Origin of the sequence: Streptomyces sp. NPDC050416, assembly GCF_044458845.1 — a bacterium.
Taxonomy (GTDB): domain Bacteria; phylum Actinomycetota; class Actinomycetes; order Streptomycetales; family Streptomycetaceae; genus Streptomyces.
The window spans coordinates 63,741-87,610 of sequence record NZ_JBITII010000009.1; the positions used below are offsets into that span (position 1 = coordinate 63,741).

Below are 23,870 nucleotides of genomic sequence, written 5' to 3' on the forward strand. Positions count from 1 at the left end.
CGCGGCGACGATGCGCCCGCCCCCACCGGAAGGTTGCCGTCACGAGTCACGCCGAGTCACCTTCACGCATCGGAACACGGACGCCCTTCTCCTGCGCCACCGTCTCCGCGATGTCGTACCCGGCGTCCACATGCCGGATGACCCCCATGCCCGGGTCGTTCGTCAGCACCCGCCGGATCTTCTCACCGGCCAGCCTTGTGCCGTCGGCCACCGTCACCTGCCCCGCGTGGATCGACCGCCCCATACCGACGCCGCCTCCGTGGTGCAGGGATACCCAGGACGCCCCGGACGCCACGTTCACCATCGCGTTGAGCAGCGGCCAGTCGGCGATCGCGTCGGACCCGTCGAGCATGGCCTCGGTCTCGCGGTAGGGGGACGCGACGGAGCCGCAGTCGAGGTGGTCGCGGCCGATGACGACCGGCGCGGCCAGCTCCCCGCTCGCGACCATGTCGTTGAACCGCTCGCCGGCCTTGTCCCGCTCGCCGTAGCCGAGCCAGCAGATGCGGGCGGGCAGGCCCTGGAAGTGGACCCGCTCCCCGGCCATGCGGATCCAGCGGGCCAGGGACTCGTTCTCCGGGAACAGGTCGAGGATCGCCTTGTCGGTCTTGGCGATGTCGGAGGCCTCACCGGACAGGGCGGCCCAGCGGAAGGGGCCCTTGCCTTCGCAGAACAGCGGGCGGATGTAGGCGGGGACGAAGCCGGGGAAGGCGAAGGCCCGGTCGTATCCGGCCAGTTGCGCTTCGCCGCGGATGGAGTTGCCGTAGTCGAAGACCTCCGCGCCGGCGTCCATGAAGCCGACCATGGCCTCCACGTGCCGGGCCATGGACTCGCGGGCTCGGGTGGTGAAGCCGGCCGGGTCCTTGGCGGCGGCGTCGGCCATGTCCTCGAAGGCGGTACCGAGGGGCAGATAGGCCAGCGGGTCGTGGGCGGAGGTCTGGTCGGTGACGATGTCGATCGGGGCGTCCATGGCGAGCAGTTGCGGCACCAGCTCGGCGGCGTTGCCGAGGACGCCGATGGACAGCGGACGGCGGGCGTCCCGGGCCTCCACGGCGAGCCGCAGCGCGTGGTCCAGGGAGTCGGCCTTGACGTCGAGGTACCGGTGCTCGATGCGCCGCTCGATCGCACGCGGGTCGCAGTCGACGCAGATCGCCACACCGTCGTTCATCGTCACGGCGAGCGGCTGGGCGCCGCCCATCCCGCCGAGACCGGCGGTCAGCGTGATCGTCCCGGCGAGGGTGCCGCCGAACTTCTTCGCGGCGACGGCGGAGAAGGTCTCGTAGGTGCCCTGGAGGATGCCCTGGGTGCCGATGTAGATCCAGGAGCCGGCCGTCATCTGCCCGTACATGGTCAGGCCGAGGGCCTCCAGGCGGCGGAACTCCTCCCAGTTCGCCCAGTCGCCGACGAGGTTGGAGTTGGCGATGAGGACGCGCGGGGCCCACTCGTGGGTCTGCATGACGCCGACGGGCCGGCCGGACTGGACCAGCATGGTCTCGTCCTGCTTCAGCCCCCGCAGCGTCCGCACCATCGCGTCGAAGGAGCGCCAGTCGCGGGCCGCTTTGCCGGTGCCGCCGTAGACGACGAGTTTGCCGGGGTGCTCGGCGACCTCCGGGTCGAGGTTGTTCTGGAGCATGCGCAGGGCGGCTTCCTGCTGCCATCCCAGGGCGCTTCGTTCCGTACCGCGCGGTGCTCGGACGGGGCGGGGTCCTGACATGGTCTGCCTCCTGGTGGGTGCGTGGTGCTCCCGGCGCGTGGTGCTGCGGTCATTGTTGCTATGGCTATTCACATCCTGGCCTTCTGAATAGAGCTAGTCAATACGTCCGAGGTTCGGCGCGGCGCCGGCGTGGATGTTTGGCTGGATGCATGGGCGCACACATCGAGGCAGAAGAAGCACACGACTCCGCCGCCGGGCGGGCGACCCGGCGGCACGAGGCGGTACGGGCCGCCGTCGAGCAGGGGCTGCTCGGGCCCGACAGCCCCATCGTCGGGCTGCTGGACGTCACCGGCATCCGCGAGTCGGCGGCGGAGCTGCGGGCCGCGTTCGACGCGGTCGTGACGCCCGGCACGCCGGTGCTGCACGCCTTCGCGGTGAAGGCGACCCCGCTGGTGCCGGTGCTGCGGCTGCTGCGCGAGGAGGGCATCGGCGCGGAGGTGGCGAGCCCGGGCGAGCTGGCACTGGCGCGGGCGGCGGGGCTGGGCCCGGAGATGACGGTGCTGGACTCGCCGGCCAAGACGCCCGGGGAGCTGCGCGAGGCGCTGGCGCTGGGCATCGCCGTCAACGCGGACAATCCGCAGGAGCTGGACCGCATCGACGCCCTGATGAGGTCCGCCGCCAGCCGGTCCCCGCTCGGGATCCGGGTGAATCCGCAGATCGGCGGGGGTTCCATCGAGTCGACGTCCACGGCCACGGCGACGTCGAAGTTCGGGGTGGCGCTGCGCGACGAGGGCGCCCGGGAGTGGGTCGTGAGGGCGTATCTGGACCGGCCGTGGCTGACCCGGCTGCACGCGCACACCGGGTCCCAGGGGGTCCCGCTGTCCCTGATGGCGCGGGGGGTGACGGAGACGTACGAGCTGGCGGAGGAGATCAACCGGCGGGCGGGGCGGCGGCAGATCGACACGCTGGACATCGGCGGCGGACTGCCGGTGAACTTCGCGTCGGACGCGACGACGCCGACGTACGCGCAGTACGCGCGGATGCTGGCCGAGGAGGTGCCCGGGCTGTTCGACGGGCGGTACGGACTGGTGACGGAGTTCGGGCGGTCCCTGCTGGCGAAGCACGGCACGGTCGTGGCGCGGGTCGAGTACGCCAAGAGCGCGGGCGGCCGGCCGGTGGCGGTCACGCACGCGGGCGTGCAGGTCGCGACGCGGACGGTGTACGCGCCGGGGGTCTGGCCGCTGAGGATCGCCGCGTACGACACCAAGGGGCGTCCGAAGGAGGGTCCGGCCGTGGTGCAGGACGTGGCCGGACCGGCGTGCTTCTCGGGCGACCTGCTGGCCGAGGGATGTGCGCTGCCACTGCTGGAGCAGGGGGACTTCGCGGCGGCGCTGGACACGGGGGCGTACTACTTCGCGCACCACTATGCGTACAACTCGCTGGTCAGGCCCGCGATTTACGGCTTCGGGCCGGGCGGGGAGGGGCGCGTCTCCTTCGCGGTGGTGCGCCGGGCGCAGACGGTGGAGGAGGTCGTGGCGGAGTCCGGCGGGGCGCAGGCCGATGCGCTGGTGGGCGGCCGGACGCCGCGGGGGCTTCCGTAGCGCGCCAGCGACCCCGGTGGCGGCCGGAGTCACGACGGGGCGCAGGCCGATGCGCTGATGGGCGGCCGGGAGCGTGGGGGCTTCCGTAGCGCGCCAGCGGCCCCGGTGGCGGCCGGAGTCACGGCGGGGCGCAGGGCCGATGCGCTGATGGGCGGCCGGACGCCGCGGGGGCAGCCGTAGCGCGCCAGCGACCCCGGTAGCGGCCGGGGATGGGGCGTCGGGGCGCAGGCCGATGCGCTGATGGGCGGCCGGACGCCGCGGGGGCTTCCGTAGCGCGCCGGCGGCCCCGGTGGCGGCCGGAGACAGGAGCGGCGGGGGCTTGCGTAGTGCGCCGGCGGCACCCGGTGGCGGCCGGAAGCGCCGCCGGAGTCACAGCGGCGGCGCGGTAGGCGATGCCCGCTGCCGCCCATTGCGGGTTCGTCGTAGCCGGTCGCCCCCCACGCGGCGGGGCCGCATGTCGCATGCGGCCCCGCCCTGAGTCGCTCGCTCTCCCTGCCCGGTTACACGAGCGCCGGCGTCTTCTTCCTCGCCCCGCCCGGGGCCGCGTCACCGGCCGCGATGCCCGTGCTGCGGTAGCCCTTGACCCGCTTGCCCGCGGGGCCGCCCGCGCCCCCGCGCAGCCAGTCCACGCGCACCCACAGCAGCACCTCGTCCGCACGCTCGCGGCGGCCGAGCCACGCGGCCTTCAGCCACAGGCCCGCCCCGCAGCCGGCCAGGAGCAGACCCGCCGCGGCGGGCACGGCGAAGGCGCTGCCCAGGGCGGCGAGGAAGGCGAGCAGGAGCCACCAGCGGTGGTGGCGGCGCCAGTTGCGTACGGTCACATGGCGGTCCTGGAGTACGTCGTGCTTGCCGGCGCGGGCCGCGGACGCGGCCAGGGCGACGTACCGCTTGCGGCGTCCGTACGCCACGACGGCCGTCGCCAGGACGAACAGTGCCGCGCCGGCCAGGACGCCGATGCGGCGCCCGGTCAGCCCCGGCGCCAGCAGGCCGATGCCCGCCGCGCACACACCCAGCCACCACAGCGGGGCCGCCCCCGCCCGTACGACGACGGCCACCCGGGCCAGCCCTTGTCCTCCGCGCGTCACGTTCAGCCTCCGTTCACTCTCCGAAGCGTCTGAAGGGCGTTTCAGGACAGGCACATTAGCGACACAACGTGAGACGAGTCTGAGAATGCGGTGCCCGTGCCGTCAGTCGACGAACAGGCCCCGCGCCGCCGCCTTCACGTCGAACTCCTCCAGGCGGGACTGGGCCTCCGGCAGGTCGTCGCACATCGCCTCCAGCAGGACCCGGCCGAGCAGCATGGGGGCGCAGGCCGTGTCGAAAGCCAGGCCGGTGCCGACGGCGGCGGGCAGCAACAGGTCGGACACCTTGGCCACCGGCGCGAAGGCGGAGTCGGCGACCGTGACGACGGTCAGCCCGGCCTGTCTGGCGTAGTCGAGGGCGTCGACGACCTCGCGGGGATGCCGGGGCAGCGCGAAGCACAGCAGTGCGGTCGCGCCGGCCCGGACGGCGGCGTCGATGCGGTCGTGGAGCATCGTGCCGCCCTCGTTGAGGAGCCGTACGTCGGGGTGGACCTTGGCGGCGAAGTAGGCGAAGCCGTGCGCCTGGGCGGCCGCCGCCCGCAGTCCGAGGACGGGAAGCGGCCGGGATGCCGCGAGGAGGCGCCCCGCGCGCTGCACAGGCCGGGGGTCGGCCAGGACCTCCGCCAGGTGCCGCAGGTTCTCGATCTCGGCCTCGACGGCCTGCTGGTACTCGTTGGCGGACCCGGCGTCCGCGGCGGGTTCGGCGGGGGCGACCTCGCGCAGGTGGCGGCGCAGAGCCGGGTAGCCGTCGAAGCCGAGGGCGACGGCGAAACGGGTCACGGACGGCTGGCTGACCCCGGCCAGCTCGGCGAGCTCCACGCTCGACAGGAAAGGCACCTCGGCGGCGCGCCGCACCATGCTGTGCGCGATGCGCCGCTGGGTCGGTGTGAGCCGGTGGCCCTCGAAGAGCGCCTGCAACCGCGCGGCAGGGCTGTCGGTCACGCTCATGAGGTGCTCCCCCTCGCTTATTCAGTAGCTGAGGATTCTGCATGAGCATATGCAGACCGGCAAGCGCGGGTCTTCCGCTGAACGCCTCTCGGCGCCCCGACGTACTAAGGACATCCGTAGACAGCAGTCGGCGACGGTCAAGACGGAGGCAGCGATGGGAAGTCCGGCCCTGAACGGGACGCTGGCGGCGGTCGCCGCACTCGTGGCCGTCGTGAGCTCGGCCAGGCTGGCCGCCGCCGAGAACAGAGAGGCCCGGTTCGCGGCCGGAGGCGACCTCGTCATGGCCGGCGGCATGGCCGCGATGTTCCTGCCCGCGACGGCGGCCGGCTTCGGTGACCACAGCCTGTGGTGGGTGGCGGCGTTCACCGCCGTCGGCCTGGTCGGCGTGGCCCTGGCCGTGCACCACGCCCGTCTGCACGGCTGGCGACACGGCCGCCGCTGGACGCATCACGTCATCGGCAGTGCCGCCATGGTGATCATGACGCTCGCCATGCCGGGTACCGACTCCGCGCCGGTCCTCGCCCTGGGCGGGCATTCGATGGGCGGGACGACTCACGGGCACGGGCACGGATCCGACCCCGCGGGGGCGGCGGGCATGGAGGGCATGGCCGGGACGGAGGGCATGGACCACTCCTCGGGGATGTCCTCCCACGACCTGACGACCGGCGCCGCTGCCCATGGCTCCGCGTCTGCGGGCTCCACGGGCTCCACGTCTGTGTGGCGTGTCGTCCTGATCGCCCTCGCCGTGTACTTCCTGCTCTCGGTCGTCGCGTCCGTGCGGGCGCGGCTCCGCGGCACCGGCCGGCGAGCGGGCTCGGGCCGCGCCGCGGGCAAGAGCAGCTGGGCCAGGCGGCTCCTCGCCCTGCCCGACGCGATCGTGGTCTTCGCCGCGTCCCTGGCCGTCTCCGTCTGGGACAAGGCCCGCCCGGGAGGCGACAGGCACCGCACACACGGGGCAGCGGGCAACCGGAGCCGCCGTCGCCCGCCCGGTACGTCACCGGGTGCGGCGCTGGCGGCCCACGTCGGCATGGGCGGCACCATGTGCGCCATGCTCGTCATGATGGCCGCCTGATCGCCCCGTCGTCGGGGATCAGTGCCCGCCGCCGGACGTGACGGCCAGGCGTCTGTTGAACGTCCGGGCGGCCGGCCTCAGGCGCTCACCGCCTTCGGCGGAAGACGACCGCCCGGGCTCCTCGGTGCGCGCCTCGGAGCCCTGGGCGGTCAGTGGGTGACGCTGGATCAGAGGCGGTCGAGGATCTTCTCGAACTTCTCGACCTCGGCGGTCTGAGTCCTCACCACGTCGGCGGCGAGCTTCTTGGCCTTGGCGTTGCGGCCGTTCTTCTGCTCGTCCTCCGCCATGGTGATCGCGCCCTTGTGGTGCTCGATCATCATCTCCGCGAACATCCGGTCGAACTCGGTGCCCTTGGCGGCCTCGAGCTTCTTCATGTCCTCTTCGGACATCATTCCGGACATCCCGGACCCGTGGTCCATGCCGCCTGAACCCTGCTCCTTGCCGCCGGACCCGTGGTCCATGCCGGGCATGCTCTCCCCCGCGGACTCCGGCTTGCCCCAGGACTTCAGCCAGGACTTCATGGTCCGGATCTCGGGATCCTGGGCCTTCTCGATGTCCGCGACCAGGGTCTTGATCTCCGCGTCTGAGGCCCGGCCGTCGGCGAGCTCGGCCATCTCCAGGGCCTGCTCGTGGTGCGGGATCATCATCTGGGCGAACATGACGTCCGCGTCGTTGAACGCGCCGGACGCCGGCTTCTCACCCGTCGCCCGGCTCGGCGAGGCGGACGCGGAGGCGGAGGCGGAGTTGCCGCTCCCGTGGTCCATGCCCTCCATGTCGTTCCCGCCGCAGGCGGCGAGCAGCAGCCCGCCCGCTGTGACGGCGCCCACCACCGCGAGACGGCGGCTCGGGCGGCGGTTGAGGGCGTGCTCGTAGGCAGTCATGTGCGAGATACCTCTTGTCGTCAGTCACTGGCTGTGCGGAATCGGCGGCTGCGCGGGCGGCACTGCGTGCGCCGCGCCACGGTTCGGCCTATATCCGCAGAACCGACAACTGGGAGAGGAGCGGTCTCGGTGGTGGAGTGCCGGGGCGCGCCAAGGCCGTCGACCGGGCGAGAAGGGCGGTCAGCCGCTCCTGCCGGCGAACCACCAGCGCATACAGGAACAGCCCGAGCAGCCACACGGTGAGAACCGCCAGGCACACGGACATCGGGTCCATGCCGCCCGGAGGCTCGTGCACCGGTGACTTGGCGGCCGACGCCTCGGTCCCGGGCCCGTCCGTCACCTCGGGCCCGGTCAGGGCCGTGGCGTTCGGGATCATGGCGTAGTGGTGCACCCCTGCGGCAGCGGGAACGGCAGCACTCATGCCGTGCCCGGACGACTCCTCCGGGTGACCCAACGTGTGCATGGCGAACACGCCCAGGGTGAGCATGACGACCAGCAGGAGGTACCCGAAGGCCCCGCCTGCCCGCAGCCGCCCGCTCATGCCGACCTGCCTTCCGTATTCGACCACCGCGCCACCGCGATACTACTAAGTGAGTTGGTACTTCGTCGCCGAAACCCGGATCCCGGGTGTCGCACCGCCGGTCAGCGCGAGTCGGTGACCACCCCGTCAGTGCACGTGCGGGCCGCCGGTCGGGCGGGGTTTGCCGCGCGGTACGAGGCCCAGGGACAGCACGGCGCCGACGGCTGCCGTCACGGCACAGACCGTGAACGCGTCACCGAACCCGCCTGCCGAGCCCCGCCCGAAGCCGGAGGCCGCGACGGTGGAGACGACGGCGACGCCGATCGAGCCACCCACCTCATGGAAGGTGTTGACGACCCCGGAGGCCAGCCCCGCCTCCCTGTGCTCCACCATCGCCAGGGCGGTCGTCGTGGCGGTGACGAAGACCGCGCCGATGCCGAGGGAGGCGATCACGAAGCCCGGCAGGAGCCCGGCGTACACGCTGCCGGTCTCCGACAGCCGGGTCAGCGGGACGGTGCCGGCGGCCGCGACGGCCATACCGGCGACGGCCGTCGGGCGGCTGCCGATCCGGCCGACGAGCCGGGAGCCGAGGTGGGCGCCGATGCCGGTGGCCACGGCGACGGGGAGGAACACCAGTCCGGTCCTCAGGGGGCTGAAACCGCGGATGTGCTGCAGGTAGACGGATCCCAGGAAGAAGAACGCGATCAGCATGGCGGTGGCGATCAGCATCAGGAAGGCCCCGGCGAGCACCGGCCGCCGGGTGAACATCCGCAGGTCCATCAGCGGCGCCCGGCCGGCCCGTTCGACCGCCGCGAAGGCCGCGTACGCGACCGCCGCACCGGCCAGCGGCAGCAGCGTCGAGGCGTCCGCCCAGCCGGCGCCCCCCGCCTCGACCAGGCCGTAGATCAGGGCGGCCGTGCCCGTGGTGACGAGGAGCGCGCCGGGGACGTCGAGCCGGGCGGGCTGCGGGGCCCGGGCCGGAACGAGGGCGGGCAGGGCGAACAGCAGGAGCAGCCCGACGGGCACGTTGATGTAGAACACCCACTGCCAGCCGGGCCCGCCGGTCAGGGCCCCGCCGAGGAGCACGCCGGCCGCGGAGCCGGTGCCGCCGATCGCCGCCCAGACACCGAGCGCCTTGTTGCGTTCGGCGCCGTGGAAGGTGGTGGTGACGATGGACAGCGCGGCCGGGGACAGCAGGGCCGCGCCGACGCCCTGGCCGATCCGGCCGCCGAGGAGCGTCGGCGCGTTCCCGGCCAGACCGGTGACCAGTGACGCGGCCGTGAAGAGGACGAGTCCGGCGAGCAGGGTGCGGCGCGCGCCGAGGACGTCGGCGAGCCGGCCGCCGAGCAGCATCAGCCCGCCGAAGCAGAGGGTGTAGGCGGTGACGACCCAGGTCAGGGCCTCCCTGCCGAGGTCGAGGTCGGCCGCCATGTCGGGCAGGGCGACGTTCACGACGGTGACGTCGAGGATCAGCATGAACTGGGCGAGGCAGATCAGGGCGAGGGCCGCCCAGCGGCGGGGGTCGGCGGGCGGCTGGTGGTCATGTTCGGCGGCGTGCTGCGCACCGGCTGCGGAGTGGGTCATGGCGAGTCCTTCTGGCGCGTGACTTCGGTCGACCAGGTAATCTGAACCATACTGTTCAGTTCACATGAACTCAACCGTACAGTTCAGATGGGTGTTAGGGTCGGTCCATGAGCACCGACAGCGTGAAAAGGACCCCCAGCGGACCTCGCGCGGAGCTCAAGCGGCGGGCCATCGTGCGGGCCGCCCGCGAGCTGTTCCTGCGGGAGGGCTTCGGCGTGGGAATGGACACCATCGCCGCCGCGGCAGGCGTGTCCAAGGTGACCGTCTACAACCACTTCGGCAGCAAGGAAGCCCTGTTCACGGCGGTCATCACGGACGCCCTCGACGAGCCGCTCACCGGGGAGTCCGCAGCCGCACTCGACAGCCTGGCGGATGCCGAGGACCTGCGGACCGCCCTGGTCGAGGCGGCCCGCACCTGGGTCCACGCCGTCCGCACCAACCGCGAGGTCACCGCTCTGCGCAACCTCGTCGCCGCCGAGCTCCACCGCTTCCCCGAGCTGGGGGAGGCCTGGAGGCACCGCGGCCCGGAGAGCCACCACCCCGCGGTCGCAGGCGCCCTGCGCACCCTCACCGAGCAGGGCCGACTGGCGGTCCCCGACCTGCAAGTGGCGATCATCCAGTTCTACGGACTCCTGGTCTTCCCCCACATGCTCTTCAGTTCCTACGGCATGGACCTCGACGAAGACCTGACGGACCGTCTCATCACCAGCGGCGTCGACATGTTCCTGGACCACTACGGCAACTAGACGGCTTGCCGGCGGCCCCGCTCAGGATACCCCCGGGGGGTTACTAGTCGAGTCGGAGCGACCCTTGCTCTGAATACGGGTAGGGGGTATATATGGAGGCGTCACAGATACCCCCCGGGGGTATGAGGAGACCACTAGTTGCGGAGGACCCGTGTCGAACTGCTGCACCCCCCACGGAAGCTGCCACACCGCGGCGGAGATCAAGACCACCTACAAGGTCGACGGCGTGGGCAGCGCGCACTGCCAGGGAGTTGTCCAGAAGGCCCTGGGCGATCTGGACGAGGTCACCGCGGTCGAGGTCGAGATCGGCACCGGCCTGGTCACGGTGACGACCGCGGCCGAGCCCGGCGAGGCGCTCGACGCGCTGATCGCCCAGACCGTCGACGAGGCCGGCTACGACTTCGCCGGCCGCGTGACCACCTGACCGGCCCACGAGCCGGGCGGGGGCCGGACGTCCCCGCGGCCCCCGTTCCCCCGTCTCCTTCGCACATCGCGTCCGTGAGCTCCGAGGAGCAGACATGACCACCACCACGCCCGGCGCCGCCGAGGTCGAACTCGCCATCGGCGGCATGACCTGCGCCTCGTGCGCCGCCCGGATCGAGAAGAAGCTCAACCGCCTGGACGGGGTCGAGGCCACCGTCAACTACGCCACCGAGAAGGCGAAGGTCACCTTCCGCGAGGACGTGACGGTCTCGGACCTGATCGCCACGGTCGAGGCCACCGGATACACCGCACGGGAGCCCGAGCCGGTGCGCGCCGAGCCGGAAGCCGGCGGCGGCTCCGCGCAGGAGGAGAGCGACGCGCTGCGGTCACTGCGCCAGCGGCTGACCGCCGCCGTGGCACTCGCCGTTCCCGTGATCGCGATGGCCATGGTGCCGGCGCTGCAGTTCGAGTACTGGCAGTGGCTCTCGCTCACGCTGGCGGCGCCCGTGGTGACGTACGCCGCCTGGCCCTTCCACAAGGCCGCCTGGACGAACGCCAAGCACGGTGCCGCGACGATGGACACGCTGATCTCCGTCGGTACCTCGGCGGCGTTCCTGTGGTCCCTGTGGGCGCTGTTCTTCGGCGCGGCCGGCACGCCCGGCATGACCCACCCCTTCGAGCTCACCATCGCCCGCACCGACGGCGCCGGGAACATCTACCTGGAAGCCGCGGCGGGTGTCACGGCCTTCATCCTGGCCGGCAGGTACTTCGAGGCGCGCTCCAAGCGGAAGGCGGGCGCGGCGCTGAAGGCGCTGCTGGAGCTCGGCGCCAAGGACGTCACGGTGGTGAGGGGCGGCCGGGAAGAGCTCATTGCCGTGGGCGAGCTGAAGGTCGGCGACCGGTTCCTGGTGCGGCCCGGGGAGAAGATCGCCACCGACGGTGTGGTCGTCGAGGGGTCGTCCGCCGTGGACGCCTCCATGCTCACCGGCGAGTCGGTTCCGGTCGAGGTCGGCGCCGGGGACGCCGTCACCGGGGCCACGCTGAACGCCGGCGGCCGCCTGGTCGTCGAGGCCACCCGCGTCGGCGCCGACACACAGCTCGCCCGCATGGCCAAGCTGGTGGAGGAGGCGCAGAACGGCAAGGCCGCCGCCCAGCGGCTCGCCGACCAAATCTCCGCGGTCTTCGTCCCGGTCGTGATCGCCCTGGCGCTCGGCACCCTGGGCTTCTGGCTCGGCAACGGCGCCGGGCTGACCGCCGCCTTCACCGCCGCGGTCGCCGTCCTGATCATCGCCTGCCCGTGCGCCCTGGGCCTGGCCACGCCGACCGCCCTCATGGTCGGCACCGGGCGCGGCGCCCAGCTCGGCATCCTCATCAAGGGCCCGGAGGTGCTGGAGACCACGCGCAAGGTCGACACCATCGTCCTGGACAAGACCGGCACCGTCACCACCGGGAAGATGACCCTGCTCGCCGTGCACACCGCCGACGGCACCGACGAGGACGAGGTCCTGCGCCTCGCCGGCGCCCTGGAGCACGCCTCCGAGCACCCCATCGCCCAGGCCGTCGCCTCCGGCGCCGCCGCCCGCGTCGGCACCCTGCCCGCTCCGGAGGACTTCGCCAACCTCGCCGGCCTCGGCGTCCAGGGCATCGTCGAGGGCCACGCGGTCCTGGTCGGCCGGGAGAAGCTGCTGGACGAGTGGGCCATGTCCCTGCCGGAGGACCTGCGGCGTGCCAAGGACGAGGCCGAGGCGGCCGGGCGTACCGCCATCGCGGTCGCCTGGGACGGCCAGGCCCGCGCGGTCCTGGAGGTCGCCGACGCCGTCAAGGAGACCAGCCCGCAGGCCATCGAGCGGCTGCGCGGACTCGGCCTCACCCCCATCCTGCTGACGGGTGACAACAAGGCGGTCGCCGAAGCGGTCGCCGCTCAGGTGGGCATCGCTCCCGAGCACGTGATCGCCGAGGTCATGCCGCAGGACAAGGTCGACGCCGTCAAGCGCCTGCAGGGCGAGGGCCGTTCGGTCGCCATGGTCGGCGACGGCGTCAACGACGCCGCCGCACTGGCCCAGGCCGACCTCGGCCTGGCGATGGGAACGGGCACGGACGCCGCGATCGAGGCGGGCGACCTGACGCTCGTGCGGGGCGACCTGAGGGTCGCGGCGGACGCCATCCGCCTGTCCCGCAAGACGCTGGGCACCATCAAGTCCAACCTCTTCTGGGCCTTCGCCTACAACGTCGCCGCCCTGCCGCTCGCGGCCGCCGGCCTGCTCAACCCGATGATCGCCGGAGCGGCCATGGCCTTCTCCTCGGTCTTCGTGGTCGGCAACAGCCTGCGCCTGCGCGGCTTCCGGCCCGCGGCATGACCTCCACGTTCCCGGACAGGTTCCCGGACCATACGATGTGAGGCACCTCGGCTACGGGGAGGAAGAGGGGGAAGGGTGCGACGGCTGGGTGACCTCGAAGCCGAAATCATGGACCGGCTCTGGCGCTGGGGCCGGCCTGCCACGGTCCGCGAGATCGTCGACGACATCAACCACACGCGTCCCGTCGCCTACACGACGGTGATGACGGTCGCGGACATCCTCCACCGCAAGGGCCTGCTCCGCCGCGAGAAGGCCGGGCGCGCCTGGCTGTACGAACCCGAGCGCAGCCGTGAGGAATACACCGCCGCCCTCATGCAGGACGCGCTCGGCAACACCGAGGACCGCCAGGCCGCGCTGCAGCGGTTCGTGGAGCACATGTCGCCGGACGACGTGTCCGCGCTGGCCGCCGCACTGCGCGCGATGGGCCGTGCCCCAGGCGGCGCCGAGGGGCCCGGAGCGCCCTCGTGACCGGGCTCCTCGGTCACTCGGGCCCGTCACTCGTCCCCGGCCATCATGCGCTGCCGCCGCTGATCGTCACCCTGGTGGTCGGGGTGCTGCTGCCGAAGGTGCTCGCCCGCGGCGACCGGGCGCACCGGACACCCCGGCTGGCTCTCACGGTGTGGGTCCTGCTCGGGGTGTCCCTCATCGCTTCCGTGTCCCTGACGGTCCTGCATCTCCTGCTTCCGGCAGCGGGCAGCCACCATCTGTCCCGCTTCGCCGAGGCCTGTCTCGTCTCCGTCGGCGCGCACTGGGGGGCCGTGTTCCCGAACGGCCTCGCAGACGTGGACGCCCGCGTGGGGGCGGCCCTTGCCGCGGCGGTCTTCGTGCCCGCCGCGTTCACTGCCGCCCTCGTACGCGAACTGCTGAGCGCGAGGCGCCTGCGGGCACGTCACGCCGAACTGCTGCGCCTCGTCGGCAGCCGGCGACCGGGGTTGCGTGCCACGGTGCTGCAGCACGACACCCCGGCCGTGTACTGCCTGCCGGGCCGCGCACCTCACATCGTGGTCAGTTCCGGGGCACTCCAGGTCCTGACCGGGCAGCAGGTGGCAGCGGTGCTGGAGCACGAGCGGGCGCACATCACCGGCCGCCACCATCTGCTGGTGGCCGCGGCCCGGGCCTTCGCCGCCAGTTTCCGTGAACTGCCGTTGGCCCGGCTCGCTCGTACCGAGGTACCGCTGCTGCTCGAGATGGCAGCCGACGACCGGGCGTTGCGCCGGTGTTCGCGGGACGCACTCGCCACCGCCCTGTACGCGGTGGCGTCCGGTCAGGCACCCCACGCGGCCTTCGCGGCGGGCGGACCGTCGGCGGTGTTGCGCATGCGCCGCATCCTCGCACCGCAGGCCCCGGGCGCTCCGGCACCGCGGACCGTGTGTGCGGCCCTCACGGCGGCGGCGGCCCTGACTCCGCTCGTCCTGGCGTGCTGTTCCGCTCCGGGGCTCACCGGCTGACCGGGACAGCCCCAGCCCGGACAGGGGGGCTAACCCCAGTGCGGCCGGTGCCCCCGCTTTCTACCGTGAGGGCATGACCGGAATGGACGCGCGGGACACCGACCTGAAGAAGGAACTCGACGCCACCCTGCACGCGCGCAGGGAGCTGGGCGAGGAGTACGAGTCCGCGCTGGTCGACTCGTTCCTGGAGAAGGTCGACCAGCGGATCGACGGCGCGGTGGACCGCCGGGTGCGCCGGCAGCTCGCCGAGCAGCAGATGCAGACGGCCCGGGACTCCCGGTCGCCGCGGGCCACGGACTCCTGGGGCGAGCGCTTCGGCTTCGGGATCGTCTCCCTGGTCCTCGCGGTGCCGCTGTCCGCGATCGGCGGCGGCGTGGCCCATCTGCCCGGCCTGCTCGCAGCCTGGGCGGGCATCGTCGGCGTCAACGTCGTACAGGCCGCCCGCACCAACCCGGGCCTGTTCGGCGGCCGCCGCCAGTCCTCCCAGAAGAGCGACTGGGAGGACTGAGCGGGTGCGCGCCGTTCAGGCCTGCCGGGTCGGCAGCGCGACGATCTGCCGCAGGTTGACCCGGCGCGGGCGGCTCGTCACGTAGGCGACCAGGTCGGCGAGTTCCTCGGCGGACAGCGCGCCCACCTCGTCCAGCATTCCCTCCACCTGCCGGGAGAGTTCCGCGTCGGCGATGTGCGTGCGCAGCTCGCTCTCGACGAACCCGGGCTCGATGTTGGTGACCCGGACGTCCCGCGGCCCGAACTCGCCGCGCAGGGACTCCGACAGATAGGTGACGGCCGCCTTGGTCGCGCCGTACACCGCGTAGTTCGGGAAGCTGATGTGCGCGGCGATGGACGAGATGTTCACAATGTCGGCGGTACGGCCCTCCGCGGCGGCGCCCACCAGGTCGCCGGTGAAAGCGCCGATCATCCGCAGCACGCCGGCGACGTTCGTGTCGAGCATCCGCTGCCACTCGTCGGCGCGCCGGGCGTCGACGGGGTGCGGCAGCATGACGCCGGCCGCGTTCACGACCAGGTCGACCGCCCCGTACTCGGCGTGGATCCGGTCGGCGGCGTCGGCCACGGACGTCTCGCCGGTGACGTCCGCGGCGACGGCCAGAGCCTGCCCGCCGTCGGCGCGGATCTTCCCGGCGGTCGCCGCGAGCCGTTCCTCACGCCGGGCCAGCAGCGCCACCCGCGCGCCCTGGGCGGCCAGCAGTACGGCGACGGCCTCACCGATCCCGCTCGCGGCTCCCGTGACGACGGCGGTACGGCCGGCCAGGTTCTCGTACGGCATGGAGTGTCCCCTCGATGGTGGCCGAGGCGTCTCCCCGGCGTCGTCCACCACCCTCGGCCTCCCCGGCGGCCGTACCCAGGGCGGCGCTTTTCCTGGGTCTGGCAGTACCAGGTTCGCCGGCCCCGGGCCGCCTAGGCTCAAGCCCATGGACGGAGAACTGGGAGACTTCCTGCGCTCGCGCCGCGCCCGTATCCAGCCGGAGGACGTGGGGCTGGCCTCGTACGGCCGCCGCCGGGTCCCGGGACTGCGTCGTGAGGAGGTGGCGCAACTGGCCGGGGTGAGCGTCGACTACTACATCCGCCTCGAGCAGGGCCGGAGATCTGGGGGCACCTCCCGGACGAAGTCTGGGGGAGTTTCGGACGCCGTGCTGGACGCGATCGCGCGGGTACTGCGGCTGGACGAGGCGGAGCACGCGTATCTGCTGGCGGTCGCCCGGCCCCGTCGGCGGACCGAGGGCGGTCCGGCCGCGTCCCGGGAATCCGCGCACCGGGAGGCCGCGTCCCGGGTACGCCCGGGTGTCCAGCTGCTCCTGGACGGCCTGGACCGCAACCCGGCGTACGTCCTGGACCACCGCATGGACGTCCTCGCCTGGAACGCCCTCGGCGACGCCGTGATCGGCTTCAGCGACCTGGCCCCCGGCGAGCGCAGCATGCCCCGCCGCGTCTTCCTCGATCCCGCCGCCCGCGACCTGTACCCGGACTGGGCGGCGATCGCCTCCCAGACGGTCGCCCACCTCCGCCTCAACGCGGGACACCACCCCGACGACCCCGCCATGGGCAGGCTCGTCGGTGAACTCTCCCGCGCCAGTGACGACTTCCGCCGCCTGTGGGCGGACCACCTGGTCAAGCCCTGCGACCACGGGGTGAAGCAGCTCCGGCACCCGGTCGCGGGCCTGCTGACCCTCCCGTACGAGACCCTCACCATCCCGGCCGCCCCCGACCAGACGATCGTGGCGTACACGCCCCAACCGGGCTCGGAGACGGCGGAGCGGCTCGCGCTGCTGGGGAGCTGGGTGACGAGCCGGGTCGGCTAACGCCCGGGAAAGAAGCAGGCCGGCTGCCCGCTCCCCGCACAAAGAAAAGCGCGGGGACCGCCGCACCCCCGTGAACGGGGGGCGGGACGACGGCGGTCCCCGCGTAAGACGCGGGCCTGGTCAGGCCGGGTCCTCGCGTCTGTGACGTCGGTGGAGGTCCGGGAGCCGCTCCGGAGGTCCTTGACGCCAACGGCGCCGGCCGGGGCGGGGAGCCGCTCCCGCCCTGCCGACACCTCTAATGTGCAGGACTCGTGTTAAGCGGGTGCTGCGCGAACGTGTCGCGCTCGTACCACTTCCGCGAAGTCCACGAAGATCGCGGACGAACGGCAAGTGCACCCGGTTCACGGGTGCTTCACCGGCCGTTCGCCGTCACTTCGCGGAGCGGGCGAGGAAGGACAGCAGGTCCTGCCGGCTGACCACCCCGGTCGGCTTGCCCTCGACGAGGACGATCGCCGCGTCCGCCTTGCCGAGGACGGCCATCAGGTCGGCGACGGGTTCGCCGGAGCCGACCTGGGGCAGCGGCCCGGACATGTGCTTCTCCAGCGGGTCGTCCAGCGAGGCGCTCTTGCTGAACAGCGCGTCCAGCAGCTCGCGTTCCACGACCGAGCCGACGACCTCGGCGGCCATCACGTCGGGGTGGCCCGCGCCCGGCTTGACGACCGGCATCTGCGAGACGCCGTACTCGCGCAGCACGTCGATGGCCTGGCCGACCGTCTCCTCCGGGTGCATGTGGACGAGGGAGGGCATGCGCTCGCCCTCCTTGTCGGCGAGCACGTCACCGACGCGGGCGCTCGGGCCCGCGTCCTCCAGGAAGCCGTAGTCGGCCATCCACTCGTCGTTGAAGATCTTGCTGAGGTAACCGCGGCCGCTGTCCGGCAGCAGGACCACCACGACGTCGTCCGGGCCGAGCCGCTCGGCGACCTCCAGCGCGGCGACGACCGCCATGCCGCAGGAGCCGCCCACCAGCAGGCCCTCCTCCTTGGCCAGGCGGCGGGTCATCTGGAAGGAGTCCTTGTCGGACACGGCGACGATCTCGTCCGCGACGGTGCGGTCGTAGGCGGTGGGCCAGAAGTCCTCACCGACGCCCTCGACGAGGTACGGCCGCCCGGACCCGCCGGAGTAGACGGACCCCTCGGGGTCGGCGCCGATGACCTTCACCCTGCCGTCGCTGACCTCCTTCAGATAGCGGCCGGTCCCGGAGATGGTGCCGCCGGTGCCCACGCCCGCCACGAAGTGGGTGATCTTCCCCTCCGTCTGCTCCCACAGCTCGGGGCCGGTGGAGTGGTAGTGGGAGAGGGGGTTGTTCGGGTTGGAGTACTGGTCGGGCTTCCAGGCACCGGGCGTCTCACGGACCAGCCGGTCGGAGACGTTGTAGTAGGAGTCCGGGTGCTCGGGGTCCACGGCGGTCGGGCAGACGACGACCTCGGCGCCGTAGGCGCGCAGCACGTTGATCTTGTCGGTGCTCACCTTGTCGGGGCACACGAAGATGCACTTGTACCCCTTCTGCTGCGCCACGATGGCGAGACCCACGCCGGTGTTCCCGCTGGTCGGCTCGACGATCGTGCCGCCCGGCTTGAGCGCGCCGCTCTCCTCGGCCGCCTCGATCATGCGCAGGGCGATGCGGTCCTTCACGGAGCCGCCGGGGTTGAAGTACTCCACCTTGGCCAGGACGGTCGCCCTGATGCCCTGGGTCACGCTGTTGAGCCTCACCAGCGGGGTGTTGCCGACGAGACTGATCATCGAGTCGTGGAACTGCACCGTTGTCTCCGGTTGCCGCAGAAGTGGTCGTGGTTGGTGCCGCCAGCCTAGGCCCTGTCGCCGGATTCCCGTCGTCCGCCGAAGGCGGGCATGGCAGGCGGGAATCCGGCGGCAGGGCCTTCGCCCTGCCAGTCATCCGTGACGGTCGTTCACTCCCCGTTGAGATTGGGCGACGGTCTGTACGGGGCAAGCACTGGGTGTACGGGTTCGAGGAGGTGGCGGCGACGCATGACGAGCATGTCGAGGGCGCGGGTGGCCCGGCGGATCGCGGCGGGTGCCGCGTACGGCGGCGGCGGGATCGGTCTGGCCGGGGCGGCGGCCGCCGGGCTGGTGCTGGCGGAGGTCCAGCTGGCGCGGCGCCGGGTGGGCAACGGCACGTCGGGGCATGTGCCGAACGCGGACGGGCGGTACGGCCATACGTACGCCCATGCCGGTGTGGAGCCGCTGCGGCTGACGATGCTGGGCGACTCCACGGCCGCCGGGCAGGGCGTGCACCGGGCCGGGCAGACGCCGGGCGCGCTGCTGGCCTCGGGCCTGGCGGCCCTGGCGGAACGCCCGGTGGAGCTGCGCACGGTGGCGACACCCGGGGCCCGCTCGGACGACCTGGACCGCCAGGTGGCCCTGGTGCTGGCCGACCCCGACCCGGTGCCGGACATCTGCGTGATCATGGTCGGCGCCAACGACGTCACCCACCGCATGCCCCCGACCCGCTCGGTCCGCCACCTGTCCTCGGCGGTGCGGCGGCTGCGCACGGCCGGCGCGGAGGTGGTGGTCGGCACCTGCCCCGACCTGGGCACGATCGAGCCGGTCCGGCAGCCCTTGCGCTGGCTGGCCCGACGGGCCTCCCGCCAGCTGGCGGCCGCCCAGACGATCGGAGTCGTCGAACAGGGCGGCCGCACCGTGTCCCTGGGCGACCTGCTCGGCCCCGAGTTCGCCGCGAACCCGCGCGAGCTGTTCGGCCCGGACAACTATCACCCCTCCGCCGAGGGCTACGCGACGGCGGCGATGGCGGTGCTGCCCACCGTCTGCGCCTCTCTCGGCCTGTGGCCGGCCGAGGAGGAGCGCCCGGACGCCTCCCGTCGCGAGGGCTTCCTGCCGGTGGCCCGGGCGGCGGCGGAGGCGGCGTCGGAGGCGGGGACGGAGGTCACGGCCGCGATGCCGAGCGGTCCGAGGGGTCCGTGGGCGCTGCTGAAGCGCCGGCGCCGCCGGCGGGTACCCGAGCAGGAGCCGGCTCCCGCCACGCCGTCGAACTGACGAAGAACTGACGAAAGTCCCCGAAGGCCGGAAAAAGCAAGCGCTTAGAAAACTGCGGTCAGGGTCACACCGCCATACCCGTGACCCAGGCCATACGTACGGGTAACTTCCCTGTCAGCCCAGCCAGACCACCCGGTACGTCAATGGAGCCGTGATGCCCGAAGCCGTGATCGTCTCAGCCGCCCGCTCCCCCATCGGCCGCGCCGTCAAGGGCTCCCTCAAGGACCTCCGCCCGGACGACCTGACCGCCACGATCGTCCAGGCCGCCCTGGCGAAGGTCCCCGAGCTGGACCCGAAGGACATCGACGACCTGATGCTCGGCTGCGGTCTGCCCGGCGGCGAGCAGGGCCACAACCTCGGCCGCATCGTCGCCGTGCAGATGGGGATGGACCACCTGCCGGGCTGCACCGTCACCCGGTACTGCTCGTCCTCCCTGCAGACCTCCCGCATGGCCCTGCACGCCATCAAGGCCGGCGAGGGCGACGTCTTCATCTCGGCCGGCGTCGAGATGGTCTCCCGGTACGCCAACGGCAGCTCGGACATGCCCGGCACGCACAACCCGATCTTCGCCGAGGCCGAGGCCCGCACCGAGGCGACCGCCCGGTCCGAGGGCTCCACCTGGCACGACCCGCGCGAGGACGGCCTGCTGCCCGACCCGTACATCGCGATGGGCCAGACCGCCGAGAACCTGGCCCGCGCCAAGGGCGTCACCCGCCAGGACATGGACGAGTTCGGCGTCCGCTCGCAGAACCTCGCCGAAGAGGCCATCAAGAACGGCTTCTGGGAGCGCGAGATCACCCCGGTGACCCTCCCCGACGGCACGGTCGTCTCCACGGACGACGGCCCCCGCGCCGGCGTCACCCTGGAGGGCGTCCAGGGCCTGAAGCCGGTCTTCCGCCCCGACGGCATGGTCACGGCCGGCAACTGCTGCCCGCTGAACGACGGTGCCGCCGCGCTCGTGATCATGTCCGACACCAAGGCCCGCGAGCTGGGCCTCACCCCGCTCGCCCGCATCGTGTCGACCGGCGTCTCCGGCCTGTCGCCCGAGATCATGGGCCTCGGCCCGGTCGAGGCGAGCAACCAGGCCCTGAAGCGGGCCGGGCTGACCATCGACGACATCGACCTGGTGGAGATCAACGAGGCGTTCGCCGCCCAGGTGATCCCCTCCTACCGCGACCTGGGCATCCCGCTGGAGAAGCTGAACGTCAACGGCGGCGCCATCGCCGTCGGCCACCCCTTCGGCATGACCGGCGCCCGCATCACCACTACGCTCATCAACTCCCTCCAGTTCCACGACAAGCAGTTCGGCCTGGAGACGATGTGCGTCGGCGGCGGCCAGGGCATGGCCATGGTCATCGAGCGCCTCAGCTGAGCGCCTGACCGTAGCCGCCATAGCACCCACCGTGAGGTCTTGGCCCAGAACCCCGGAAACTCCGGGGTTCTGGGCTGTTTTGTGATCCAATCTCCCTCAGGATGTGACCTATCTCCCTCTACACGCAGAGAAGCCCAGGTCACAACAGCCCCACCCCCTCCCCCGGCACCGAAGCCCTGTCCGTTTCGTGACGTTACGCACTGACAGCTGGTTAGTCCGCCGTTCAAGCTGATGTAGGAAGTCGGGGGTCGACTTTGAACCGGGAGTACGTCAGTGAGCGCCATGCCGATCGCGTTGCTGGTCACCACGGCCGCCACGGGCGCCGTGGGCGTCGCCGTCCTGCGCACCGTCCTCCAGCTGCGCCGACAGGTCGCGGCCCTGCACACCGCGCTGGCCGAGAACCGCGCCGCCACCACCCGCGCCCTGCTGCCCGCCGCCCGCACGTCGGCCGACACCGACGAGATACGGGCCGCCGTGGCAGCGGCGCTCGCGGAGGAACGCGAGCGGGAGCTCGCCGAGGCACGGGCGTTCTGGGCCGCCCAGGAGGCCCGTGACGCCTCCGACGCGCCGCCCATGCTGGGTCTGCCCGACGTCGACCTGTTCCTGCCCCGGCAGGCCGATTTCGCGGGTCTGGAGCCGGTGTCCGAGCCCGGCGCGGACACCGAGGAGCCGGCCGCGGAGTCCCCGGAGCTGGCCGCGGCCCGCCGCCGCCACCCCTCCCACCCGGATTTCGTGCCGACGCAGTCGCCGGTGGCGAACGACCACGAGCGCACGGTCGCCACGCTGGAGGAGCTGGCCGCCCAGCGCGTGGAACTGACGGACGTCCGCCCGGGCCCCCTGGGCACCCTCGACGTCTACGTCTTCGCCGACGGCACGACCCTGTGCATGACCCCGGGCCACCGGGAAACCGCGGAACGCCTCGCCGCCGCCCTGCGCGCGGGCGAGACCCCGACCCTCCTGGGCGGCTCCGGCATCTCGGGCGCCTACACCCTGACGTTCGAGTGCGGCGAGGAAAACGTCTACATCCTGGCCGACAGGGTCATCGCGTCCCTGTAGTCAGGGGCGCGGGGCTGTATCGATATGCGGCTCCGCCGCGCGGGCGCGACCAGCCACGAACTACCCGCACCCGCGAACGGCGCTAAACCCCCGCCCGCTTCTGCGCCTCCTCAACCAACCGCACCGCCTCATCGACATCGGCACCACTGGGAATCACCACCGCCAGATCATGCCCGGCAACGGTGATCTGATCTGCCGCTGCAAACATCCCCGCATCCGGCATCTCCCGAGGCTCCAGCCCCTCGAGCACCTGCGCCCTCCGGGCCAACTCCCGGGCCAGCCCGAGAGCCTCAGCGGCAGCGCCCCGCTGCAACCGGCTCTGGGGCGCAGCCCTCAAACGATCGGCGAAGTGCTCCACCGCACGGGTCAGAGGCGTCGTATCAACCACGCCGCGAGCGTACGCGTCGCACCGGGACTGTTGCCAACGGGCGAACACTCAGGCACGGTGACCTGAAGGACCGGCTTACATCCCAGCGTCCGGAGGCGCCGATGTCCCAAGTCTTCTCCGAAGAGACCCATCGCAACATGCTCGCCCGCATCCCCCACTGCACCGGTCGTGATATCTCCGACTGGTTGCGCACCGTCGAAGAAGGCCCGGCACTCTTCCGTTTCGAGGAAAAGGTCAGCTGGCTCCGGCACGAACACAACCTCGCGTACGGCCACGCCAAGGCGATCGTGCACGAGTACGACCTGAGGAGGGCCGCGCGCAAACTGCTCTAGGCGCGCACCCACGACGAAGGGCCCCGGCGATGCCGGGGCCCTTCGCGTACGACTGGTCAGTACTAGTCGTTCAGTCGTTGCTGTTGAGGATCGAGATGAGCCTCAGGAACTCCAGGTAGATCCACACCAGCGTCAGCGTGAGGCCGAAGGCCGCGAGCCACGCCTCCTCACGCGGGGCGCCGTAGGCGACGCCGTCCTCGACCTGCTTGAAGTCCAGGGCGAGGAAGCAGGCGCCGAGGATGATGCCGATGACGCCGAAGACGACACCGAGGGCACCGCTGCGGAAGCCGAGGCCGTCACCGCCGCCGAACACCGCGAACAGCAGGTTCACCATCATCAGCAGGATGAAGCCGAGCGCGGCCGCCATCACGAAGCCGTAGAAGCGGCGGTTGACGCGGATCCAGCCGGCCTTGTAGGCGATCAGCACACCGGCGAAGACCGCCATGGTGCCGATCACGGCCTGCATGGCCGCGCCGTCGGCGATGCGGCTGTCGACGATGTTGGACACGACGCCGAGGAAGACACCCTCGAACGCGGCATACGTCAGGATCAGCGCGGGCGAGGCCTTGCGCTTGAAGGACTGCACGAACGCCAGGACCATGCCGATCAGGGCGGCGCCGATGCCGATGCCGTAGCTACGGCTGATGTTGGCGTCGTCGACCGGCAGCAGGGCCCAGGAGAGCGCCGCGGTGACGATGAGCACACCGAGGGTGCTCGCCGTGCGCAGGACGACGTCGTCGATGGTCATCCGGCCGGTGGTGGCCGGGGCCTGCGGCGGCGCGCCGTACTGCAGGTCCTGCTGGGCGTAAGGGTTCTGCGCGTAGGGGTTGCCCGTCGGCTGTGCGTACGGGTTCCCCTGGGTGGCGACAGCGGGACCCCCGGCCTGCGGCGCGGTGTTGAAGCCCGCGTAGCCGTTGTCGCGGCTGAACCCCCGTCGCGAGAAGACCGGGTTTCTGCTCCTCATTTCACTCCTCCATGGCCAACACTGCGTGGCCTTGGCTCAAGAGTAATAGGTAGGCAAAGGAAAGACCCTAGTGCTTGGGGAGGATCTTTCCCTCGTCGTGCTGCGCAACACGCTA

The 23,870-nt window shown here is 72.0% G+C and carries 23 protein-coding genes; 13 read left to right on the forward strand and 10 right to left on the reverse strand.

Annotated elements, in window-relative coordinates:
* Positions 1 to 46: 46 nt before the first annotated feature.
* Entirely contained in the window at positions 47 to 1,711 is a 1,665-nt protein-coding gene (gene hutU, locus ACIBL4_RS26605; RefSeq protein ID WP_399414279.1) for a urocanate hydratase, read from the reverse strand.
* Positions 1,712 to 1,860: 149 nt separating this feature from the next.
* Between hutU and ACIBL4_RS26610 the strand changes: the two genes are divergently transcribed.
* Positions 1,861 to 3,252, forward strand: coding sequence for a diaminopimelate decarboxylase (locus tag ACIBL4_RS26610; RefSeq protein WP_399414281.1), 1,392 nt, complete (start codon positions 1,861 to 1,863; stop codon positions 3,250 to 3,252).
* 500 nt (positions 3,253 to 3,752) lie between these two features.
* Here the strand turns inward: ACIBL4_RS26610 and ACIBL4_RS26615 are convergent, their stop codons facing one another.
* Together ACIBL4_RS26615 and ACIBL4_RS26620 are read right to left on the reverse strand one after the other, a co-directional pair.
* A complete protein-coding gene (locus tag ACIBL4_RS26615; RefSeq protein WP_399414283.1) occupies positions 3,753 to 4,337 on the reverse strand; it encodes a hypothetical protein in 585 nt (194 codons plus the stop codon).
* A 102-nt stretch (positions 4,338 to 4,439) separates the two neighbouring features.
* Positions 4,440 to 5,282 carry a MurR/RpiR family transcriptional regulator gene (locus ACIBL4_RS26620; protein ID WP_399414285.1) on the reverse strand — a complete coding sequence of 281 codons (843 nt, stop codon included), beginning with the start codon at positions 5,280 to 5,282 and terminating at the stop codon, positions 4,440 to 4,442.
* Between the two features lie 154 nt (positions 5,283 to 5,436).
* On the opposite strand from ACIBL4_RS26620, the gene ACIBL4_RS26625 reads away from it, so the two are divergent.
* Positions 5,437 to 6,354 carry a DUF5134 domain-containing protein gene (locus tag ACIBL4_RS26625; RefSeq protein WP_399414287.1) on the forward strand — a complete coding sequence of 306 codons (918 nt, stop codon included), beginning with the start codon at positions 5,437 to 5,439 and terminating at the stop codon, positions 6,352 to 6,354.
* Between the two features lie 167 nt (positions 6,355 to 6,521).
* Here ACIBL4_RS26625 and ACIBL4_RS26630 read toward each other — a convergent pair whose 3' ends face one another.
* The 3 genes from ACIBL4_RS26630 to ACIBL4_RS26640 all read right to left on the reverse strand — a co-directional run bounded on the left by ACIBL4_RS26630 (position 6,522) and on the right by ACIBL4_RS26640 (position 9,339).
* Positions 6,522 to 7,235 (reverse strand): DUF305 domain-containing protein, encoded by a 714-nt coding sequence (locus ACIBL4_RS26630; RefSeq protein ID WP_399414289.1) that lies wholly within the window; start codon positions 7,233 to 7,235, stop codon positions 6,522 to 6,524.
* An 88-nt stretch (positions 7,236 to 7,323) separates the two neighbouring features.
* Positions 7,324 to 7,776, reverse strand: a complete 453-nt coding sequence (locus ACIBL4_RS26635; RefSeq protein ID WP_399414291.1) for a DUF6153 family protein — start codon at positions 7,774 to 7,776, stop codon at positions 7,324 to 7,326.
* 126 nt (positions 7,777 to 7,902) lie between these two features.
* Positions 7,903 to 9,339: an MFS transporter gene (locus tag ACIBL4_RS26640; RefSeq protein WP_399414293.1), complete on the reverse strand. Its 1,437-nt coding sequence runs from the start codon at positions 9,337 to 9,339 to the stop codon at positions 7,903 to 7,905.
* Between the two features lie 107 nt (positions 9,340 to 9,446).
* Between ACIBL4_RS26640 and ACIBL4_RS26645 the strand changes: the two genes are divergently transcribed.
* From ACIBL4_RS26645 to ACIBL4_RS26670, 6 genes are all read left to right on the forward strand, one after another.
* Positions 9,447 to 10,085: a TetR/AcrR family transcriptional regulator gene (locus tag ACIBL4_RS26645; protein WP_399414295.1), complete on the forward strand. Its 639-nt coding sequence runs from the start codon at positions 9,447 to 9,449 to the stop codon at positions 10,083 to 10,085.
* A gap of 151 nt (positions 10,086 to 10,236) precedes the next feature.
* The gene (locus ACIBL4_RS26650) at positions 10,237 to 10,509 is read left to right on the forward strand and encodes a heavy-metal-associated domain-containing protein (protein WP_399414297.1); all 273 of its coding nucleotides are present in this window, start codon (positions 10,237 to 10,239) and stop codon (positions 10,507 to 10,509) included.
* A 94-nt stretch (positions 10,510 to 10,603) separates the two neighbouring features.
* Positions 10,604 to 12,865: a heavy metal translocating P-type ATPase gene (locus ACIBL4_RS26655; protein ID WP_399414299.1), complete on the forward strand. Its 2,262-nt coding sequence runs from the start codon at positions 10,604 to 10,606 to the stop codon at positions 12,863 to 12,865.
* 75 nt (positions 12,866 to 12,940) lie between these two features.
* Positions 12,941 to 13,333, forward strand: a complete 393-nt coding sequence (locus ACIBL4_RS26660; protein ID WP_399414301.1) for a BlaI/MecI/CopY family transcriptional regulator — start codon at positions 12,941 to 12,943, stop codon at positions 13,331 to 13,333.
* Entirely contained in the window at positions 13,330 to 14,313 is a 984-nt protein-coding gene (locus ACIBL4_RS26665; RefSeq protein WP_399414303.1) for a M56 family metallopeptidase, read from the forward strand. The genes ACIBL4_RS26660 and ACIBL4_RS26665 overlap by 4 nt, the downstream gene beginning before the upstream one ends.
* Positions 14,314 to 14,395: 82 nt before the next feature.
* Positions 14,396 to 14,821 carry a hypothetical protein gene (locus tag ACIBL4_RS26670; RefSeq protein WP_399414575.1) on the forward strand — a complete coding sequence of 142 codons (426 nt, stop codon included), beginning with the start codon at positions 14,396 to 14,398 and terminating at the stop codon, positions 14,819 to 14,821.
* Between the two features lie 15 nt (positions 14,822 to 14,836).
* Here ACIBL4_RS26670 and ACIBL4_RS26675 read toward each other — a convergent pair whose 3' ends face one another.
* The gene (locus ACIBL4_RS26675) at positions 14,837 to 15,598 is read right to left on the reverse strand and encodes an SDR family oxidoreductase (RefSeq protein WP_399414305.1); all 762 of its coding nucleotides are present in this window, start codon (positions 15,596 to 15,598) and stop codon (positions 14,837 to 14,839) included.
* 145 nt (positions 15,599 to 15,743) lie between these two features.
* Here ACIBL4_RS26675 and ACIBL4_RS26680 point away from each other — a divergent pair, with 145 nt between their 5' ends.
* Positions 15,744 to 16,631, forward strand: coding sequence for a helix-turn-helix domain-containing protein (locus ACIBL4_RS26680; RefSeq protein ID WP_399414307.1), 888 nt, complete (start codon positions 15,744 to 15,746; stop codon positions 16,629 to 16,631).
* Between the two features lie 369 nt (positions 16,632 to 17,000).
* On the opposite strand, the gene ACIBL4_RS26685 is transcribed toward ACIBL4_RS26680, so the two are convergent.
* Positions 17,001 to 18,389, reverse strand: a complete 1,389-nt coding sequence (locus ACIBL4_RS26685; RefSeq protein ID WP_399414309.1) for a cystathionine beta-synthase — start codon at positions 18,387 to 18,389, stop codon at positions 17,001 to 17,003.
* Between the two features lie 228 nt (positions 18,390 to 18,617).
* Between ACIBL4_RS26685 and ACIBL4_RS26690 the strand changes: the two genes are divergently transcribed.
* The 3 genes from ACIBL4_RS26690 to ACIBL4_RS26700 all read left to right on the forward strand — a co-directional run bounded on the left by ACIBL4_RS26690 (position 18,618) and on the right by ACIBL4_RS26700 (position 22,071).
* On the forward strand, positions 18,618 to 19,643 hold the full coding sequence (locus ACIBL4_RS26690) for an SGNH/GDSL hydrolase family protein (protein ID WP_399414311.1): 1,026 nt from the start codon (positions 18,618 to 18,620) through the stop codon (positions 19,641 to 19,643).
* A 154-nt stretch (positions 19,644 to 19,797) separates the two neighbouring features.
* Positions 19,798 to 21,015, forward strand: coding sequence for an acetyl-CoA C-acetyltransferase (locus tag ACIBL4_RS26695; protein ID WP_399414313.1), 1,218 nt, complete (start codon positions 19,798 to 19,800; stop codon positions 21,013 to 21,015).
* Positions 21,016 to 21,288: 273 nt separating this feature from the next.
* Positions 21,289 to 22,071 carry a hypothetical protein gene (locus tag ACIBL4_RS26700; protein ID WP_399414315.1) on the forward strand — a complete coding sequence of 261 codons (783 nt, stop codon included), beginning with the start codon at positions 21,289 to 21,291 and terminating at the stop codon, positions 22,069 to 22,071.
* A gap of 82 nt (positions 22,072 to 22,153) precedes the next feature.
* Here the strand turns inward: ACIBL4_RS26700 and ACIBL4_RS26705 are convergent, their stop codons facing one another.
* Positions 22,154 to 22,459 carry a hypothetical protein gene (locus tag ACIBL4_RS26705; protein WP_399414317.1) on the reverse strand — a complete coding sequence of 102 codons (306 nt, stop codon included), beginning with the start codon at positions 22,457 to 22,459 and terminating at the stop codon, positions 22,154 to 22,156.
* A 101-nt stretch (positions 22,460 to 22,560) separates the two neighbouring features.
* Between ACIBL4_RS26705 and ACIBL4_RS26710 the strand changes: the two genes are divergently transcribed.
* On the forward strand, positions 22,561 to 22,791 hold the full coding sequence (locus ACIBL4_RS26710) for a DUF4287 domain-containing protein (RefSeq protein WP_306966512.1): 231 nt from the start codon (positions 22,561 to 22,563) through the stop codon (positions 22,789 to 22,791).
* A 70-nt stretch (positions 22,792 to 22,861) separates the two neighbouring features.
* Here the strand turns inward: ACIBL4_RS26710 and ACIBL4_RS26715 are convergent, their stop codons facing one another.
* Positions 22,862 to 23,755, reverse strand: a complete 894-nt coding sequence (locus ACIBL4_RS26715; protein ID WP_399414320.1) for a Bax inhibitor-1/YccA family protein — start codon at positions 23,753 to 23,755, stop codon at positions 22,862 to 22,864.
* Positions 23,756 to 23,870: the final 115 nt, after the last annotated feature.